General features: G+C 52.8%; 18 protein-coding genes. 11 read left to right on the top strand and 7 right to left on the bottom strand.

The window, feature by feature from the left end:
- Positions 1-47: 47 nt before the first annotated feature.
- The gene (gene lplA / locus BMF08_RS21140) at positions 48-1,064 is read right to left on the bottom strand and encodes a lipoate--protein ligase LplA (RefSeq protein WP_072570446.1); all 1,017 of its coding nucleotides are present in this window, start codon (positions 1,062-1,064) and stop codon (positions 48-50) included.
- Positions 1,065-1,091: 27 nt separating this feature from the next.
- Entirely contained in the window at positions 1,092-1,739 is a 648-nt protein-coding gene (locus tag BMF08_RS21145) for a YtjB family periplasmic protein (protein ID WP_072570447.1), read from the bottom strand.
- Between the two features lie 301 nt (positions 1,740-2,040).
- Between BMF08_RS21145 and BMF08_RS08645 the strand changes: the two genes are divergently transcribed.
- A complete protein-coding gene (locus BMF08_RS08645) occupies positions 2,041-2,382 on the top strand; it encodes a hypothetical protein (RefSeq protein WP_072570448.1) in 342 nt (113 codons plus the stop codon).
- A 197-nt stretch (positions 2,383-2,579) separates the two neighbouring features.
- Positions 2,580-3,398: a hypothetical protein gene (locus BMF08_RS08650; RefSeq protein WP_072570449.1), complete on the top strand. Its 819-nt coding sequence runs from the start codon at positions 2,580-2,582 to the stop codon at positions 3,396-3,398.
- A 374-nt stretch (positions 3,399-3,772) separates the two neighbouring features.
- On the opposite strand, the gene BMF08_RS08655 is transcribed toward BMF08_RS08650, so the two are convergent.
- Entirely contained in the window at positions 3,773-5,395 is a 1,623-nt protein-coding gene (locus BMF08_RS08655) for an AAA family ATPase (RefSeq protein ID WP_083580981.1), read from the bottom strand.
- Positions 5,396-5,976: 581 nt separating this feature from the next.
- Here BMF08_RS08655 and BMF08_RS08660 point away from each other — a divergent pair.
- The 4 genes from BMF08_RS08660 (at position 5,977) to nadR (ending at position 10,354) form a co-directional block, all read left to right on the top strand.
- Positions 5,977-6,429, top strand: coding sequence for a hypothetical protein (locus tag BMF08_RS08660; protein ID WP_072570451.1), 453 nt, complete (start codon positions 5,977-5,979; stop codon positions 6,427-6,429).
- 282 nt (positions 6,430-6,711) lie between these two features.
- Entirely contained in the window at positions 6,712-7,683 is a 972-nt protein-coding gene (serB, locus tag BMF08_RS08665; protein WP_072570452.1) for a phosphoserine phosphatase, read from the top strand.
- A 10-nt stretch (positions 7,684-7,693) separates the two neighbouring features.
- Complete coding sequence (gene radA, locus BMF08_RS08670; RefSeq protein WP_072570453.1) at positions 7,694-9,076, top strand: DNA repair protein RadA; 1,383 nt, start codon at positions 7,694-7,696, stop codon at positions 9,074-9,076.
- A 45-nt stretch (positions 9,077-9,121) separates the two neighbouring features.
- Positions 9,122-10,354: a multifunctional transcriptional regulator/nicotinamide-nucleotide adenylyltransferase/ribosylnicotinamide kinase NadR gene (nadR, locus tag BMF08_RS08675; protein WP_072570454.1), complete on the top strand. Its 1,233-nt coding sequence runs from the start codon at positions 9,122-9,124 to the stop codon at positions 10,352-10,354.
- Between the two features lie 38 nt (positions 10,355-10,392).
- On the opposite strand, the gene ettA is transcribed toward nadR, so the two are convergent.
- Positions 10,393-12,060: an energy-dependent translational throttle protein EttA gene (ettA, locus tag BMF08_RS08680; protein WP_072570455.1), complete on the bottom strand. Its 1,668-nt coding sequence runs from the start codon at positions 12,058-12,060 to the stop codon at positions 10,393-10,395.
- 218 nt (positions 12,061-12,278) lie between these two features.
- On the opposite strand from ettA, the gene sltY reads away from it, so the two are divergent.
- Both sltY and trpR read left to right on the top strand, forming a co-directional pair.
- Positions 12,279-14,216 (top strand): murein transglycosylase, encoded by a 1,938-nt coding sequence (gene sltY, locus BMF08_RS08690; RefSeq protein ID WP_072570456.1) that lies wholly within the window; start codon positions 12,279-12,281, stop codon positions 14,214-14,216.
- Between the two features lie 54 nt (positions 14,217-14,270).
- Positions 14,271-14,600 carry a trp operon repressor gene (trpR, locus tag BMF08_RS08695; RefSeq protein WP_072570457.1) on the top strand — a complete coding sequence of 110 codons (330 nt, stop codon included), beginning with the start codon at positions 14,271-14,273 and terminating at the stop codon, positions 14,598-14,600.
- On the opposite strand, the gene yjjX is transcribed toward trpR, so the two are convergent.
- Positions 14,591-15,106, bottom strand: coding sequence for an inosine/xanthosine triphosphatase (gene yjjX, locus BMF08_RS08700; RefSeq protein ID WP_072570458.1), 516 nt, complete (start codon positions 15,104-15,106; stop codon positions 14,591-14,593). The two genes, trpR and yjjX, sit on opposite strands and share 10 nt — an antisense overlap.
- A 54-nt stretch (positions 15,107-15,160) precedes the next feature.
- On the opposite strand from yjjX, the gene gpmB reads away from it, so the two are divergent.
- Complete coding sequence (gene gpmB, locus BMF08_RS08705) at positions 15,161-15,808, top strand: 2,3-diphosphoglycerate-dependent phosphoglycerate mutase GpmB (RefSeq protein ID WP_072570459.1); 648 nt, start codon at positions 15,161-15,163, stop codon at positions 15,806-15,808.
- Here gpmB and robA read toward each other — a convergent pair.
- Entirely contained in the window at positions 15,805-16,674 is an 870-nt protein-coding gene (gene robA, locus BMF08_RS08710; RefSeq protein WP_072570460.1) for an MDR efflux pump AcrAB transcriptional activator RobA, read from the bottom strand. The genes gpmB and robA overlap by 4 nt on opposite strands.
- A gap of 210 nt (positions 16,675-16,884) precedes the next feature.
- Here robA and creA point away from each other — a divergent pair, with 210 nt between their 5' ends.
- Positions 16,885-17,358, top strand: coding sequence for a protein CreA (gene creA, locus BMF08_RS08715; RefSeq protein ID WP_072570461.1), 474 nt, complete (start codon positions 16,885-16,887; stop codon positions 17,356-17,358).
- A 75-nt stretch (positions 17,359-17,433) separates the two neighbouring features.
- Here creA and arcA read toward each other — a convergent pair whose 3' ends face one another.
- Positions 17,434-18,150 carry a two-component system response regulator ArcA gene (gene arcA / locus BMF08_RS08720; RefSeq protein WP_072570462.1) on the bottom strand — a complete coding sequence of 239 codons (717 nt, stop codon included), beginning with the start codon at positions 18,148-18,150 and terminating at the stop codon, positions 17,434-17,436.
- Between the two features lie 95 nt (positions 18,151-18,245).
- Between arcA and yjjY the strand changes: the two genes are divergently transcribed.
- Complete coding sequence (gene yjjY, locus BMF08_RS08725; RefSeq protein WP_088220722.1) at positions 18,246-18,386, top strand: protein YjjY; 141 nt, start codon at positions 18,246-18,248, stop codon at positions 18,384-18,386.
- Positions 18,387-18,769: the final 383 nt, after the last annotated feature.

Raw genomic sequence — 18,769 nt, forward strand, 5'->3', positions numbered from 1 at the left:
CCTACGGTTTACCAGGCCCGCTAAGCGTATCGCAAGCGGGCTTTTTATTAGCGCACTGCCCCGGCAATCCACGCCGACAACTCCCGCAGTTCTTTTTCCTGCTCAGGATAGTCCGCAATCAACATCTCACACACCTGTTGCAGCCGATCGGCGCGATACAGACAGCCCTGCAAACGTGTCGCCAGCGCCTCTAACGGCGCGGGGTTCAGGCTGTCGGTGAACACCTGCGTGCGGGTGATATGGCCTTTTTCCACGTCGAAATGCAGCTCCACGCCGCCCCAGGTAAAGCGCTCGTCCAGCAAATGGCTGAAGGCCGGGGCCTGGCCAAAGTTCCATTCCCAACTGCTCTGGCGGGCAAAGGTTTCCGCGAAGTTCGGCAGATCCGGCGTCTTGTCCGGAGAGATGATCTCCGCGTCCACGCTTTCACCGTAGTGCTCAAAAAAGGCGCGGGTGACAGCTTCGCAGATCGCCTCATGGGTGATGCCGGGCAGCAGATCGACAAGGTTCGCCACCCGCCCGCGCACCGAGGTAATGCCTTTCGCCTGAAGCTTTTTCTTGTCCGGGTTCAGGTAATTCGCCAGACGGCTGAGATCGGCATTCAGCAGCAGCGTGCCGTGATGAAAACCACGATCCGGCGTCTCCCGGTAGGCGGAGCCGGACACTTTACGGTCGCCGTCCGGGGTTTTCACCACCAGATCGTTACGCCCGGAGGCTTCCGCCGTCGCGCCAAGGGATCGCAGCGCGTTTAAAACGATGGCCGTGGAAATGCTTTTATCGTATTCCGGCTTACCCGCCATAAAGGTAAAGCAGGTATTACCCAGATCGTGAAACACCGCGCCGCCGCCGCTGCTGCGACGGGCAAGGCGCACATGATCCTCTTCCATACGCCGGGTATTACACTCTTTCCACGGATTCTGCGCCCGGCCAATGACCACGGTATCCGCATTGCGCCACAGGAACAGCACGCGCTGGGTGGCGGGCATCTGGCGGAAAATGCACTCTTCCACCGCCAGGTTAAACCAGGGATCGTAAGAGTCAGAAATCAATAAACGCAGGGTGGACATAGCCAGTCTCCTTTATACGGTGTCCCGTCAGGGTTCCTTTTTATCACGCTCTTCTTCTTCCGGCACCGACTTGCTGGCCGTCAGCAGGAAGGGGGATTGCTGCCAGCGGGTGCGTTTACCCTGCAACAGGGTGCGGGTCAGCACCACGCCGATGGCGAGGGAGAGCAGCAGCATCAGGCGTAAAATATTGGTGGTGTTATCCACCTGTTTCGCTTCGGTCGCCAGCGTATGGGTATCCAGCGTCAGGCGCAGATAGCCCAGCGGGCCATTTTTACCCGGCACCGGTTCGACAATTTGCTGGTTAAAATAGCCGCCCGCTTTTTTGCCATCCAGCGCCAGCCGGTCGCGTACATCGACGCTTTCGCCCGCGCGGACCACCAGATCGCCCTGTTCGTCATAGACGCCCGCATCCAGAATGCGGCTTTCGTCGGTTAACTGACGCAGGATCTGGCCGATACGTTTTTCGTCCGGCGTTTCACTGCGCATCAGCGGCGCGAGATTCAGCGTCACCTGACGCGCCAGCGTGCGGGCCAGCTCCTCCAGCTGCGGATTGCGCGCCCGCTGGTGGCTCTGGCTGAACCAGCTGGCCCCCTGCATCAGCGCCACCAGAAGGGCGAGACAGATCAGGACAATCACGGCGCGATGCAGCCGGAATTTTAATTTTGCGCGAGCCATAGTCTACCTGTTGAAAATTTTACGCTTCCGCTGCGGCATAACGGTCCGCGCTTTGAATGCATGGTCGATGCACCGGGTGATGCTACCCATGATAAACCCTTGTGTAATGACAAAGGTCGTTACGATTGTTGCATGGGGTTGGGAGGAGGGCAAGGTGAGGGGGATTGCTTAAATGTTGTCCGGGATGAGCGAGAAGCGGATATAATCATCAGGTGTAATCCGCTTAAAAACAAGTGCCTGTGTTAATTTGTAAGCGAAGCCGTTAAGCAAAAACAATGTTTAAATAATTAGTGGAGAGATCATGGGCGTAGAGTTCCATATAACACGAGCTGATTTTTGGGCGGATAATGAAGAAGCCCAAATAACGCCTGAGGAGTGGCTTTCCCTTATCGATAGCGACAGCGAATTAACGATAAACCTTAAAAATGGCGACTATCATGCTTTGTGGTCAGGTGCTTCATCGCACGATGAGGCATGGCTTGACTGGAGCGATGGCAATATCTACACCAAATGGCCAGACACGCAGCTATACAGAAAGATGTTAGATATCGCTGGGCGCCTCAACGCTCGGGTAATGGACGACGATGGTAATATTTACAGCGCCCCATCTGACTGGGAGTATGAACCTTCTTCTACTGATTAACGTCCGCTTCGGGCGTGAAACAGACGAGCTAACTGAGTTGATGGTCCGCCATGAGCGAGGAACAGACATTTACTTAACTGGATGCCAAAAGACTTCATACTATAGCTCATCCATTATGGTTGACTTGAAGCGGCAGATTATTCAAGCTGCGAAGCTGATCATTATCATACAGATGGTTGAGTCGGGAGTTTTCAGGAATGGAAAGACATCGCCCACATGGTCGTACCGTAACCGCATTAGAAGCAGATGTACTTAAACTTCGGGCACTAGAAATGGTCTTGGTGCTTTTCTATGTGGAAAACCTGAAAGATTTTATTAGCAGTTCTGTTAACGTCACAAAAAGGTTAAGAAAAATTATTGACAGTACGCAATCTACAGCAAATGACCAAAAGAAAATTAGCTTTAAAGAAGCACATGAATTACTCCTTTCGGAAGGAGTCATAACACAAGAAGAAAGCTTACAATTGATAGAAATGATTGACTACCGTAATACTATAGGCCATGAGATCCACAGAATAACGATAGATGTTGGAGCATACGCTAATCTTGGTGAGCAGGATCTTCCTAACGGACATAAAATAGCACAATATAATTACTCAGCTGTCCAGCACATACAGAATCTTAGAAAAAATATAGAAGAAAAAATGATGGATAAATCATTTTGCTTTGAACTATCTTTCGACGCTTTGGCATTTAATGCCGCCGAGCAAACATATCTTAAAGAAATTAAGAGATTAAAGAAAAAAGTTAACGACCAAATTAATAAGTTGAACGTTACTATAGATGCTACGAATGAAATAATCAGAAGAATTCCGCATGAAGTTATGGATGCTGTACAGCCCGGCCATCCGAAAAACACCAAGAACAATGGCACATTTAGCCCAGAAGGTACGAAAGGAATGTTCATGTTATATGATGCAAAAGCCAGTCCGTTGGCAGTTGCTTATATAATGAGGATATCATATCGCACTGCTTTAAGATGGTATAAAAAGTGGAGTGAAAATCATAAAAAATAAGTAAGGCGGATGAATTTTAAATTAAACACCATCGTATATAAATATTGCTTTATTTCATGTGGGTTCTTTATTTTATCTTTTTTTTGACATATTAATGTATATGGATTGAAATTACCTATTAGCATCCCCATGATAGCTTCACTCTTATTTGAGATTTTCACTAAGTTATTGACGGGATTTGATACTTGTAATGTCCGTTTCCAGGCAAGAATCGGACACGTAACCTGATTTAAAGTTCCGCTGCGGGCGAGGGCGGCCATTATATTTAGTGCTACTTTCTAACATTAATGCACATCAAGAAAAATTAAAGAGATAACAGACCGATTTGAACAAGGCCTGTTATCCGGAATGTTTATTAATATGAGGTATTTTTTTCAAGAATATACAGATTCTGTTAATCCATCCAAACATTCTATAACAAAACGCTTGGCCTCTTGGTTATCTCTCACTAAGGTCATAATTTTAGTTTCATAAAATGCACGGTTTGGACAGTTAAGCCTGCGAATAATTTTATCTATCATACCAGTTCGCCTAATTGAATATCTTTCTATCAAGAAACTAACGTCTTTTCGTTCAAGAGCATCTTCATAAATCGATAGCTCATTGTTATAAATATCTCCAGCATTGATTGATACGGTTTTATTTTCGAAGCCGGCTCTATGACTTGGTATTAACTGATTAAACATCCATCTTACTGATTTATTAACCGCAAGGCTACATAAATCCTTCTTTTTTGAAGAATCAATTAATACGGTAAGAATATCTTTCTTAATATCATTCATAACTGAATCATCAATTTCAAAAATATCACCGTACTTTTTTATAAAGAACTCTATCATTACAGGGTGATAGAATATTGATTCAATAGAGTGATATTTAAGAGTAAAGATAAAATCACTTTTTAAGCTATCAATTTCTTCTGCTTTCTTATTATCATTGTCAACCAAACCAAATGCATTAACCCATCCTAGCTTATCATTACCTCTGATGCCTCTGACCGAAATAGCTACATCTTCACACCCCTCCTTCGGGATTAACGAAACATCAGGAAAAACTGATTTATAAAGTCCTATATCAAGACTTGAGTTTATTCCCTCTATGAAAATAACTTTCTCTTTTGCACCGATAATATCTTTTTTTATGTGATCAGGAATTGAACCGGGATCTCTTATAAGTTCCGTTTCCCACGAGGTTGCGATTTCAGAAGTATATTTACACGACTTTACCAAAAGGATTTGTGAATTATCCATATCTGAAGCAAGGCCTATGTCGTGTGTTGAAACAATGAAAAAGCAATCAGGCCTGATTGCTATCAGTTCTGATAGCAAGGGAGATGAAACAGACCTATGTAAATGCCTTTCAGGCTCATCAATAATAAAAAGAGTACCTGGCAATGCTGATATAACATCAGCGGATATAGTTATGGCATTTTTCTCACCATCAGATAATTGAGATATAGAGTAAATTGCTGGCGGATTATATTTTGAATTCACTGCTGTAATATTATCTTCATCATCGTGTTCTATAGTGATAGGCATTCCTGATGATATTAAAACTGAATTAATTATTTCTTTAGGTGACACACTAACCTTCAGCGCTCCATCTATGTCTCTTGCGTCTACTTTATCGGCAACATCTCTATTTCTTCTATTAATTGCTTTTTTTAATCTAATGACAGGAAGTTTGCTTTGTCTTGCATCATCGACTTTCCAACGAGAAGTGTTTGAATATCTTACATTGCTTTGAAGATATTCTAAAGTAGAAGCAAACTCCGAATTCGACATATCAATAACCGATGTGTCAAACCAAATTTGCCTATGTGCAGATATCAATACGATATTATTATAATCTCCTAGGTTTTTTAGTACGTGATAAATTAGTGATGACTTGCCAGCGCCGTTAGCTCCAAGAATGAAAAGAACCTGTCCTTGATAGATAGGCAATAATCTACCTTCAATGTTCTCTGAAGGAATAGGAATATTAACATGCTTTTCCAAGTTTTTCTCCTAAACTAGGTAGAGCTACTATTATTTATATCGATCCATTGTATTCTAATATTTTGGCAGTCGCCACCTTACTTTACTTACCTCTTGTAGCTAGAGTTATCTGCTCGTATTGAATCGGCATGTCTATATTTTTTGATAGGACCGTGTCTTTAAACAATAACTCAGTTAGCTCGCCCGCTCCTGCCACAAAGCCGTCCTTGAACCAGGTGCCAGACCATTACCGATCCCAGGATATTCTACGGGTCGTACAGACATCAGCCCATCTTTCAAACACCTTTGCGAGCCGCTACGCAAACCGTACAGCTAAATCCGCTTGCCGTTAACCGACTCCGGCAGTAGCATCTTCCCGCACCTGCAAAATCAGGTGCCGGGATTAGCCTCCACGAATTGTTACAGGCGACATAATTTTTATGTCGTGCGTTCGGCTACACCTCAATGGTGGGCCGGGCGAGGGCGTCGCAAGACGCGCCGGTTTCCTGTAACACCGGTAAGGCTAACCTCGTCCGGTTCCGCCACCCGTGGGATTAGCCTCTCCGCTGGCGGAATATTAAACCGTTACAGGAGACTGCCTTATGGCTACCATCCCCGATCAGTTGTACCCGTTACTTACCGTTCCTTTTACTGCTGACACCGATTTCACCGTGCTGGCGGATCATTGCGAGCACTTCGCCGAAGCGCTGATTGAAAGCGACGATCCGGCGCTGCGCCTCGCCATGTGCGGACGGCTCAATGCCTGCCTGATGCTGCTCCAGCCCACGCTGAATGAGGTGATACCGCCACATCTGGTTGCGGCGCTCACGGTGGATACGCCGCCTGCGGAACCGCCCCGTTTCGAACCGGAATCTGACCTGTTATGTGAATACTGTCTTACGTTAACGCGCGTGCTCAACAGCCAGTCGCTGCCGCCGGACATGGAAAAAACCCTCACCGGGCTGCTCTGTGAACTGGTGTGGTATTTCACGGACATCATGAAAGCCCCGCGCTGGGTGCGAACGCAGGCGGGCATGCAGGAACTGGAGGCGTAGCGTATCGGTAAAAGCCCTGCCGGGTACCCTCTCTCCGGGCCCGGCAGCACTGCACAATTCCACATGAAGCTGTTGCCAGAAGCGATGGTTACAGGGTAGCCTCATGCGTTATTTTCCTTATACCCGTCATACTTCAGGTTGCAGGTGTGTTGGCTTTCCTCGTTCACCCCGGTCACTTACTTATGTAAGCTCCCGGGGACTCACTGCGTCGCCGCCTTCCTGCAACCCGAATTATTCAGGGTAAAGACAATTTCCGACGCGAACGTGTAAACAGGAGCATTAATGCTTAACAGTCTGACCTGGTGCGATCTGCCTGAAGAGGTTTCTCAGTGGCCTGGATTGCCGCTCTCGTTAAGTGGCGATGAGGTGATGCCGCTGGATTATCATGCCGGTCGCAGCGGCTGGCTGCTTTACGGTCGCGATCTGAATAAAGCGCGCCTGACGGAGTATCAGCGTAAGCTGGGCGCAGCCATGGTGATTGTGGCGGCCTGGGGCGTGGATGAGTACCAGGTGATCCGCCTGGCAGGCTCGCTGACGCCGCGCGCCACCCGTCTGGCGCACGATGCCGGGCTGGACGTCGCGCCGCTCGGCAAGATCCCGCACCTGAAAACGCCAGGATTACTGGTGATGGACATGGACTCCACCGCCATCCAGATCGAATGCATTGATGAGATTGCCAAACTGGCGGGCACCGGCGAAATGGTGGCGGAAGTCACCGAACGCGCCATGCGCGGCGAACTGGATTTCACCGAAAGCCTGCGCAGCCGCGTGGCGACCTTAAAAGGGGCCGACGCCAATATCCTGCGCCAGGTGCGCGATGATTTACCGCTGATGCCGGGCCTCACGCAACTGGTGCTGAAGTTACAGTCACTGGACTGGAAAGTCGCCATTGCCTCCGGCGGTTTCACCTTCTTCGCCGATTACCTGCGCGACAAGCTGCACCTGACGGCGGTGGTCGCCAACGAACTGGAAATCATGGACGGCAGGCTCACCGGCCATGTGCTGGGCGACATCGTGGATGCGCAGTACAAAGCGAAAACGCTGAAACGTCTGGCGGAAAAATATGACGTGCCCTTTGAGCAGACCGTGGCCATTGGCGATGGCGCAAACGATCTGCCGATGATTAAAGCGGCAGGGCTGGGCATTGCCTATCACGCCAAGCCAAAAGTGAACGAAAAGACAGAAGTGACGATCCGTCACGCTGACCTGATGGGCGTGTTCTGCATCCTGTCGGGCAGCATGAATCAGAAATAACGAGGTAAAAGTGGCAAAAGCTCCGAAACGCGCATTTGTATGTAATGAATGTGGTGCCGATTATCCGCGCTGGCAGGGGCAGTGCAGCGCCTGTCATGCCTGGAACACCATCACCGAAGTGCGTGTGGCGGCATCGCCCGTGGTTGCCCGTAACGAGCGCCTGAGCGGCTATGCCGGTAATGCGGGCGGCTCGAAAGTGCAGAAGCTCTCCGAGATCAGCCTTGAGGAATTGCCGCGCTTTTCCACCGGCTTTAAAGAATTTGACCGTGTGCTGGGCGGCGGCGTGGTGCCGGGCAGCGCAATACTTATCGGCGGCAACCCCGGCGCGGGCAAGTCCACGCTGCTGCTGCAAACGCTGTGCAAGCTGTCCGAGCAGATGAAAACTCTGTACGTCACCGGGGAAGAGTCGCTGCAACAGGTGGCGATGCGCGCGCACCGTCTGGGCCTGCCGACGGCGAATCTCAATATGCTGTCTGAAACCAGCATTGAAGACATCTGCACTATCGCCGATGAAGAGCAGCCGAAGCTGATGGTCATCGACTCCATCCAGGTGATGCATATGGCGGATATTCAATCGTCGCCGGGCAGCGTGGCGCAGGTGCGCGAAGGGGCGGCCTATCTGACGCGCTACGCCAAAACGCGCGGCGTGGCCATTGTGATGGTCGGCCACGTCACCAAAGACGGCTCGCTGGCCGGGCCAAAAGTGCTGGAGCACTGCATCGACTGTTCGGTGCTGCTGGACGGCGATGCCGATTCCCGCTTCCGCACGCTGCGCAGCCATAAAAACCGCTTCGGCGCGGTTAACGAACTCGGCGTGTTCGCCATGACCGAGCAGGGCCTGCGCGAAGTGAGCAACCCGTCCGCCATCTTCTTAAGCCGTGGCGATGAAGTTACTGCCGGCAGTTCGGTAATGGTGGTATGGGAAGGCACGCGCCCGCTGCTGGTGGAAATTCAGGCGCTGGTGGATCAGTCGATGATGGCTAACCCGCGCCGCGTGGCCGTTGGTCTTGAGCAAAACCGTCTGGCGATTTTGCTGGCGGTGCTGCACCGTCACGGCGGCCTGCAAATGTCGGATCAGGACGTGTTCGTTAACGTGGTCGGCGGCGTAAAAGTCACCGAAACCAGCGCGGACCTGGCGCTGCTGCTGGCGATGGTCTCCAGCCTGCGCGACCGCCCGCTGCCGGACGATCTGGTGGTGTTCGGCGAAGTGGGGCTGGCGGGCGAGATCCGCCCGGTGCCGAGCGGGCAGGAGCGTATCTCGGAGGCAGCCAAACATGGCTTCAAACGCGCCATCGTGCCTGCGGCCAACGTGCCGAAAAAGCCGCCTGCCGGGATGCAAGTCTTTGGTGTCAAGAAGCTTTCTGATGCGCTATCTGTTTTTGACGACTTATAATGATTTATTAAGCGGAAACTAACCGCACTGATGCAGGAGGCACCTATGTCGTCATTTGATTACCTGAAGACCGCGATCCGCCAGAAAGGCTGCACCCTGCAGCAGGTGGCGGATGCCAGCGGCATGACCAAGGGCTACCTCAGCCAGTTGCTCAATGCCAAAATCAAAAGCCCGAGCGCGCAGAAGCTGGAAGCACTGCACCGCTTTTTAGGGCTGGAATTCCCGCGCCGCCGTAAATCCGTCGGCGTGGTGTTCGGCAAGTTTTATCCGCTGCATACCGGGCATATCTATCTGATCCAGCGTGCCTGTAGCCAGGTGGACGAACTGCATATCATCATGGGCTATGACGACACCCGTGACCGCGCGCTTTTTGAAGACAGCGCCATGTCACAGCAGCCCACCGTGCCGGATCGCCTGCGCTGGCTGTTGCAGACCTTCAAATACCAGAAGAACATTCATATCCATGCTTTCAATGAAGAGGGCATGGAGCCGTATCCGCACGGCTGGGACGTTTGGAGCCGGGGCATGAAAGCCTTTATGGAAGAGAAGGGCATCGAGCCGAACCGGATCTACACCTCCGAAGCGCTGGATGCGCCGCAGTATCTGGAACATCTGGGAACGGAAACGATCCTTATCGATCCGGAACGTACCTTTATGAACATCAGCGGCGCGCAGATCCGTGAGAACCCGTTCCGCTACTGGGATTACATCCCCACCGAAGTGAAACCTTTCTTTGTGCGTACCGTCGCCATTCTTGGTGGCGAGTCGAGCGGCAAATCCACGCTTATCAACAAGCTCGCCAACATCTTTAACACCACCAGCGCCTGGGAATATGGCCGCGATTATGTGTTCTCGCATCTGGGCGGCGACGAGATGGCGTTGCAGTATTCGGACTATGACAAGATCGCGCTGGGCCACGCGCAGTACATTGATTTCGCAGTGAAATACGCGAACAAAGTGGCCTTTGTGGATACGGATTTTGTCAGCACCCAGGCGTTCTGTAAAAAGTACGAGGGGCGCGAGCATCCGTTTGTGCAGGCGTTGATCGACGAGTACCGTTTTGACCTGGTGATCCTGCTGGAAAACAACACCCCCTGGGTTTCTGATGGTCTGCGCAGCCTCGGCAGCTCGGTGGACAGAAAAGAGTTTCAGGCGTTACTGGTGTCGCTGCTGAAGCAAAACAATATCGATTTTGTGCATGTGGAAGAGGCGGACTACGACGCGCGTTTCCTGCGCTGTGTGGATCTGGTGAAGCAGCTGATGGGCGAGCAGGGCTAAATAAATGCCCCTTTCCCGACGGGAAAGGGGCACCGGCATTACTTCGAAATACGCTTGTACTTGATACGCTTCGGCTCCAGCGCGTCCGCGCCGAGAGTGCGTTTCTTGTACTCTTCGTATTCGGTAAAGTTACCTTCGAAGAATTCCACTTTGCCCTCATCCTGGTAATCCAGAATGTGGGTGGCGATACGGTCAAGGAACCAGCGGTCGTGCGAGATCACCATCGCGCAGCCCGGGAACTCCAGCAGGGCGTTTTCCAGCGCGCGCAGGGTTTCGATATCCAGGTCGTTGGTCGGTTCATCGAGCAGCAGCATGTTGCCGCCAACCTGCAACAGCTTCGCCAGGTGCAGACGACCACGCTCACCGCCGGACAGTTCGCCCACGCGTTTACCCTGATCAATCCCTTTAAAGTTAAAGCGGCCAACGTAGGCGCGGCTTGGCATCTCGGTGTTGCCGATACGCATGATATCCAGCCCGCCGGACACTTCTTCCCACACGGTTTTGCTGTTATCCATCGCGTCGCGGAACTGGTCAACGGACGCCAGCTTCACGGTTTCACCCAGCTCGATGGTGCCGCCGTCTGGCTGCTCCTGACCGGACAGCATGCGGAACAGCGTGGATTTACCCGCGCCGTTCGGGCCGATGATGCCGACGATCGCGCCTTTCGGCACCGAGAAGCTCAGGCCGTCGATCAGCTGACGATCGCCGTAGGATTTGCTCAGGTTGGTAACCTCAACGACTTTATCGCCCAGACGCGGTCCAGGTGGAATAAAGAGTTCGTTGGTTTCGTTACGTTTCTGGTATTCGGTGCTGTTAAGTTCTTCAAAGCGTGCCAGACGCGCCTTACCTTTCGACTGGCGGCCTTTCGCGCCCTGACGAACCCACTCCAGCTCTTTCTCAATCGACTTACGACGCGCCGCTTCCTGAGAAGCTTCCTGCGCCAGACGCTGATCTTTCTGCTCCAGCCAGGAGGAGTAGTTACCTTCCCACGGAATACCTTCACCGCGGTCAAGCTCCAGGATCCAGCCCGCAACGTTATCAAGGAAGTAACGGTCGTGGGTGATCGCCACCACGGTGCCTTCGAAGTCGTGCAGGAAGCGTTCCAGCCAGGCGACGGATTCCGCATCCAGGTGGTTCGTCGGTTCGTCGAGCAGCAGCATGTCCGGCTTTTCCAGCAGCAGACGGCACAGCGCGACGCGGCGGCGTTCACCACCGGACAGTTTTTCGATTTTGGCATCCCAGTCCGGCAGACGCAGCGCATCGGCGGCGCGTTCCAGCTGCACGTTCAGGTTGTGGCCGTCATGCGCCTGGATAATTTCTTCAAATTTACCCTGTTGCGCCGCCAGCTTATCGAAGTCGGCGTCCGGCTCGGCGTACTTCGCGTACACTTCGTCCAGGCCTTTCAGGGCGTTAACCACTTCGGCGACCGCTTCTTCAACGGACTCGCGCACGGTATGTTCAGGATTGAGTTTCGGCTCCTGCGGCAGATAACCAATTTTCAGGCCAGGCTGCGGACGGGCTTCACCTTCGATGTCGGTATCGATGCCGGCCATAATGCGCAGCAGGGTGGACTTACCGGCACCGTTGAGACCCAGCACGCCAATTTTTGCGCCCGGGAAGAAACTCAGCGAGATATTTTTCAGGATATGACGTTTCGGCGGAACCACTTTGCCGACACGATGCATGGTATAAACGAATTGAGCCACGTTGGACTTCGCCTCTTTTATCGGGATGTGAATGGTCTTTAACTGCGCAGTGTAGCGGTTTTCACGGCGCAATCCCAGCAGGCCCGGGCGAGAGTGTTAAATCACACCGAAAAGGTAAAAAAGTGTCCGGGGCGTGGCGCGATAGGGGATGCCTGGTTAGCATAAAGTATTCGCGCGCATGATGCGGTGAAGCGTTTTATTTATAAGAGGAAAAGCCTGTGCAGAAAGCAAAACACGTCGTCTGGCAGATGCTGGTGGTGGGCAGCTGTTTACTGACCCTCAGCCACACGGCACGCGCCGATTCGCTGGACGATCAGCGTAACCGTTATGCGCAAATCAAGCAGGCGTGGGATAGCAAACAAATGGACGTGGTGGCGCAGCTGATGCCGACCCTCACCGATTATCCCCTCTACCCTTACCTGGAATACCGCCAGATTACTGACGATCTGATGAACCAGCCGGCGATCAAGGTCAGCAATTTTATTCAGTCAAACCCAACGCTGCCGCCCGCGCGTAGCCTGCAAAACCGTTTTGTGAACGAGCTGGCGCGGCGTGAAGACTGGCGCGGCCTGCTGGCGTTCAGCCCGCAAAAGCCGGGCACCACCGAAGCGCAATGTAACTATTACTACGCCAAATGGAATACCGGCCAGGCCAGCGAAGCCTGGCAGGGCGCAAAAGAACTCTGGCTGACGGGCAAAAGCCAGCCTAACGCCTGTGACAAACTGTTCGGCGCCTGGCGCGCCTCCGGCACTCAGGATCCGCTGGCCTATCTGGAACGTATCCGCCTGGCAATGAAAGCCGGGAATACCCAACTGGTGACGGTGCTGGCGAATCAGATGCCCGCGGAATACCAGACCATTTCGACGGCGATTGTGACGCTGGCGAACGATCCCAACAGCGTGCTGACCTTCGCCCGCACCACCGGGGCCACCGATTTTACCCGCCAGATGGCGGAAGAAGCCTTCGCCAGCGTGGCGCGTCAGGATGTGGAAAATGCGCGCCTGATGCTGCCGTCGCTGGTGCAGGCCCAGCAGCTTAATGAAGATCAAACCCAGGCGCTGCGCGATATTATCGCCTGGCGACTGATGGGCAACGATGTCACCGACGAGCAGGCGCGCTGGCGTGACGATGCCATTATGCGTACCCAGTCCACGTCGCTGGTGGAGCGCCGGGTGCGTATCGCCTTAGGGCAGGGGGATCGCCGCGGGCTGAATACCTGGCTCGCCCGTCTGCCGATGGATGCCAAAGAGAAAGACGAGTGGCGCTACTGGCAGGCGGATCTGCTGCTGGAGCGTGGCCGTGAAGAAGAAGCGAACACCATTCTGCGATCCCTGATGCAGCAGCGCGGTTTCTATCCGATGGTGGCGGCGCAGCGTCTGGGGGAAGACTATCCACTGAAAGTGGATAAAGCGCCCGGCAATATCGATCCGACGCTGGTACAGGGCCCGGAAATGGCACGCGTGCGCGAACTGATGTACTGGGGTCTGGATAACACCGCCCGCAGCGAGTGGGCCAATCTGGTCACCAGCCGCACCACGCAACAGCAGGCGCAGCTGGCGCGCTATGCCTTTGAACGTCAGTGGTGGGATCTGAGCGTGCAGGCGACTATCGCCGGTAAGCTGTGGGATCAGCTGGAGGAGCGTTTCCCGCTGGCGTATAAAGATCTCTTTGAGCGTTATACCAGCGGCAAAGATATTTCCCAGAGCTACGCCATGGCCATTTCACGCCAGGAGAGCGCCTGGAACCCGAAAGTGCGCTCGCCGGTCGGCGCCAGCGGGCTGATGCAGATCATGCCGGGCACCGCGACGCATACGGTGAAGATGTTTAATATTCCGGGCTACAGCTCGCCGGGCCAGCTGCTGGATCCGGAAACCAATATCAACATCGGCACCAGCTATTTGCAGTACGTGTATCAGCAGTTTGGCAATAACCGTATCTTCGCCTCGGCGGCTTACAATGCCGGTCCCGGTCGGGTGCGCACCTGGCTTGGCAACAGCGGTGGACGCATTGACGCCATCGCTTTTGTCGAGAGCATTCCGTTCTCGGAAACGCGTGGGTATGTGAAAAACGTGCTGGCCTATGACGCCTATTATCAGTACTTCATGGGCGGTAAACCGACGCTGCTCACGGCGACGGAATGGGGGCGTCGTTACTGATCTGCCGGGTTTGTGTTATGCTGCTGTACTCGTTGATGAGTATGGCGGTATGACATGACGCAGCAATCTCCTTATTCAGCAGCCGTTGCCGAACAGCGTCACCAGGAATGGTTGCGCTTCGTTGAGCTGCTTACACAATCCTGCGAACAGGATTTGCATCTTCCGTTGCTCAATTTGATGCTGACGCCGGACGAGCGCGAAGCCCTGGGGACGCGGGTACGGATCATTGAAGAACTGTTGCGCGGCGAAATGAGCCAGCGCGAACTGAAAAATGAGCTGGGGACCGGCATTGCGACCATCACCCGCGGCTCGAACAGCCTGAAGGCGGCGCCCGCCGAGCTGCGTGAATGGCTCGAAAAGGCGCTGCTTAAAGATCAGCGATAAACGTCGTTGTGAAACGGACTTAACGCCAGGATCACCGCCTGATGGTAGACGCTGGTACGCGTCAGCTTTCCGGCGGTGAACACGCCAATTGCCCCTTCTTTACGTCCAATCTCATCAATGCCGGTGAACTGCGACATCACCGGGCCAAGCGCTTCCCCGGCGCGTACATGCTCAAGAATGACGGCAGGCAGCGGCAGGGTGGCGGAACGCGCTTCTCCGCGCTGATCGCGGCTTTCAATCACCACCCAGCTGAAGGTGCTGTCATCGTCAATTCCCGCTTCTATCGCCACCCAGAAATCCGCCTGCGGCCTTTCACGGCGGGCGTTTTCGACACGATTACGTGCGCCAGCCCGCGTTTCTGCGCTGCCGAACGGCTGTTCCGGCACGCCGCTCTCGACGGCGACAGACTCCATATGGCAGGATCCTTCGCCGAAAATCTCGTGAAATGCGTGCAGAATAGCCTTAATTTTCGCTGGATTGCTGGTAGCTGAGACAACATGGTACATAATCAATATCACTCAGATTTATAAATTTGCCCCGCAGTATAATGGAAAAAACGCATGTTACAGGTATACCTTGTTCGCCACGGTGAAACGCAGTGGAACGCCGAGCGTCGTATTCAAGGGCAGTCAGACAGTCCGTTGACGGCAAAAGGTGAGCATCAGGCATGGCAGGTGGGCGAACGGGCGAAAACGCTCGGTATCACCCATATCATCGCCAGTGATTTAGGGCGCACGCGTCGCACGGCGGAAATTATCGCCGATGCCTGCGGCTGCGACATTATTTTTGACGCCCGTCTGCGTGAGCTGGATATGGGCGTGCTGGAAAGCCGCCATATCGATTCCCTGACGGAAGAAGAAGAGGGCTGGCGTCGTCAGATGGTCAACGGCACCGCAGAGGGGCGCATTCCGGATGGCGAGTCCATGCAGGAGCTGAGCGAACGTATGCATGCGGCGCTGGCAGCCTGTCTGGATCTGCCGAAAGGCAGCCGTCCGCTGCTGGTGAGCCATGGTATGGCGCTGGGCTGTCTGGTGAGCACCATTCTGGGGCTGCCAGCCTGGGCTGAACGCCGCCTGCGTCTGCGCAACTGCTCTATTTCGCGTATCGATTACCAGGAAAGCGCGTGGCTGGCTTCCGGCTGGGTGGTGGAAACGGCCGGAGACGTCTCGCATCTGGATGCTCCGGCACTGGATGAGCTACAGCGTTAACGACGCACCGGGATCAGGTATTCGCAGCGCAGTTCAATCGGCCGCTCCTGATTCCGGGCCTCATCCTGTGGGAAGAAGCGCTCTATATCCAGCCCCTTGCGGCGGGTGAGATCCAGCATCGGCATACAGGTGCCGTAGATGGTCAGGATAAATTCCTGTAACTCATTGCCCGGCCCTTCATAAGTGAACATCACGTATTCACCGCCTTCCAGCGTCACCGGATGGGCATTTTGCAGGTGACCGTTCGCCATTTCCGGCGTCACGGCGGTGGTGTAGAACACCTCCTGCTCGTCATCCTTTTCGCTGCCCGGACGCGTTTCATGCAGGCCGTACAGTTCGGCTGGCAACTGCGGCGAGTTGCCTAAGAATTCCCGCCAGAACTGAATACGCATGTCGTTACGGAAGCGCGAAATCTCCTCCAGCGAGCAGGTATAGCTCTGGGTGGTGCCCACCAGGTCCATCGTCGGCAGCGTAACAAACTGATACTCGGGCATATGGAATTCGCCCAGACGCAGCGGAGGGCGGATGCCGTAGGCGCTCCAGTCCGGGGCGCGGCGGTATAGTGCTGGCGTCAGATTAAATTGCTTTTTGAACGCGCGGGTGAAGGTTTGCTGCGAGTCAAAACGGTATTGCAGGGCGATGTCCAGAATCGGACGTGCTGTTAAACGCAGCGCCACCGCCGCCTTGGATAACCGGCGTGCGCGAATATAGGCACCTATCGCATGACCTGTCACATCCTTGAACATCCTTTGCAAATGCCACTTGGAATAGCCTGCTTTCGCCGCCACATTATCCAGAGCGAGGGATTGATCCAGATGCCCCTCCAGCCAGACAAGCAGTTCGCGAATAATCCCAGCCTGATCCATATTGTGTCCTCATCCTTATTTAGCGGGTGCCTGATACTAAGGTAGCGGATAATAGCATTTTTCGTTCTTTTAGCATTCAGTGTTTTTTTTGCGCATAAATGCTTTTCATGGTTGAATTTATTCTGATTTTTCGTAATTCAGTGATTTATAGCTATTTTCTTCTGTAACGGACAATAATCACTCAACGTAATTTTTATCAATGGTAACAATATGAAATACAAGCGTTTGCTGCTGTGCCTGTTCCTGTGCGCTGCCGGACAGTCGGTTCAGGCTGAACAAATTGGCTCTGTAGATACGGTATTTAAAATGTTTGGCCCGGATCACAAGATCATAGTGGAAGCCTTTGACGATCCCGATGTGAAAAACGTCACCTGTTATCTGAGCCGCGCAAAAACGGGCGGTATCAAAGGCGGTCTGGGGCTGGCGGAAGATACCTCAGACGCGGCGATTTCCTGCCAGCAGGTCGGGCCGATTGAGCTGAGCGAAAAGGTGAAAACCGGTAAGGCGCAGGGCGATGTGGTGTTCCAGAAACGCACCTCGCTGGTGTTCAAGAAATTGCAGGTGGTGCGTTTCTACGACGCGAAGCGCAACACGCTGGCTTACCTGACGTACTCGGATAAAGTTGTGGAAGGCTCGCCGAAAAACGCCATCAGTGCCGTGCCGATTATGCCGTGGGGTAAATAGCAGGCTGCACGGATGCCGTGGAAACGGGTCCGGATGGAGAAAAGAAAAACGGCGCATCATGCGCCGTTTTTATTCTTATTCCGCTAAATCGCCGCAGAAACGGTAACCTTCACCGTGGATGGTGGCGATAATTTCCGGCGTGTCCGGCGTTGATTCGAAATGCTTACGAATGCGACGAATGGTCACGTCAACGGTACGGTCATGCGGTTTCAGCTCGCGGCCGGTCATCTTCTTCAGCAGATCGGCGCGGGACTGGATCTTGCCCGGATTTTCGCAGAAGTGCAGCATGGCGCGGAATTCGCTACGCGGCAGCTTGTACTGCTCACCGTTAGGGCTGATCAGCGAGCGGCTGTTGATATCCAGCTCCCAGCCGTTGAACTTGTAGCTGTCAACGGTGCGACGCTCTTCGCTGATCGCGCTCAGATTCATCGTACGGGACAGCAGGTTGCGTGCACGGATGGTCAGCTCACGCGGGTTAAACGGTTTGGTGATGTAATCGTCAGCGCCGATTTCGAGGCCGAGGATTTTATCCACTTCGTTATCACGACCGGTCAGAAACATCAGGGCGACGTTCGCCTGCTCGCGCAGCTCACGTGCCAGCAACAGCCCGTTTTTACCAGGCAGGTTGATGTCCATGATCACCAGATTAATGTCATTTTCGGAGAGGATCTGATGCATCTCAGCGCCATCAGTCGCTTCAAAGACATCGTAGCCTTCTGCTTCGAAAATGCTCTTCAACGTGTTGCGTGTTACCAACTCGTCTTCAACAATAAGAATTTGCGGGGTCTGCATGTTTGCTACCTAAATTGCCAACTAAATCGAAACAGGAAGTACAAAAGTCCCTGACCTGCCTGATACATGTCGCAAATTAACATGCACGGCGTAACATGACTAAAGTACGTAATTGCGTTCTTGATGCACTTACCATCAACGTCAACAACATCATTAGCTTGGTCGTGGTTACTTTCCCTTTGGACCCGACAGTGTCAAAAACGGCTGTCATCCTAACCATTTTAACAGCAACATAACAGGCTAAGAGGTGCCAGACACCCAATAAAACTACGCTTCGTTGACATATATCAAGTTCAATTGTAGCACGTTAACACTTTGATGAAATATTCGTAGCTTTATATGAGCCGCTTTCACAATCTATCAATAAACCAACCAGTTGCAACAGTAAATTAATAAGTGTTGTGAATCCGAAAAGAGATAAGCATTTATGGCATAATTAGCCAGCATAAACAGGAGCCTGCACTGCTTCTGTTAACATAAAATCAGGTAGTCAATCTATGCAACAGTGTAGTTCTTTTTAAGCATACCGGACGCTGATTTCAGTGATTTCTGTTGCAAAAATGTAAATTTGCATCGCGTAATATCTTGACGAAAGTGGTCTTGCAGAAGGCCAGGCGTA

Source organism: Enterobacter sp. SA187 (genome assembly GCF_001888805.2).
GTDB lineage: Bacteria > Pseudomonadota > Gammaproteobacteria > Enterobacterales > Enterobacteriaceae > Enterobacter_D.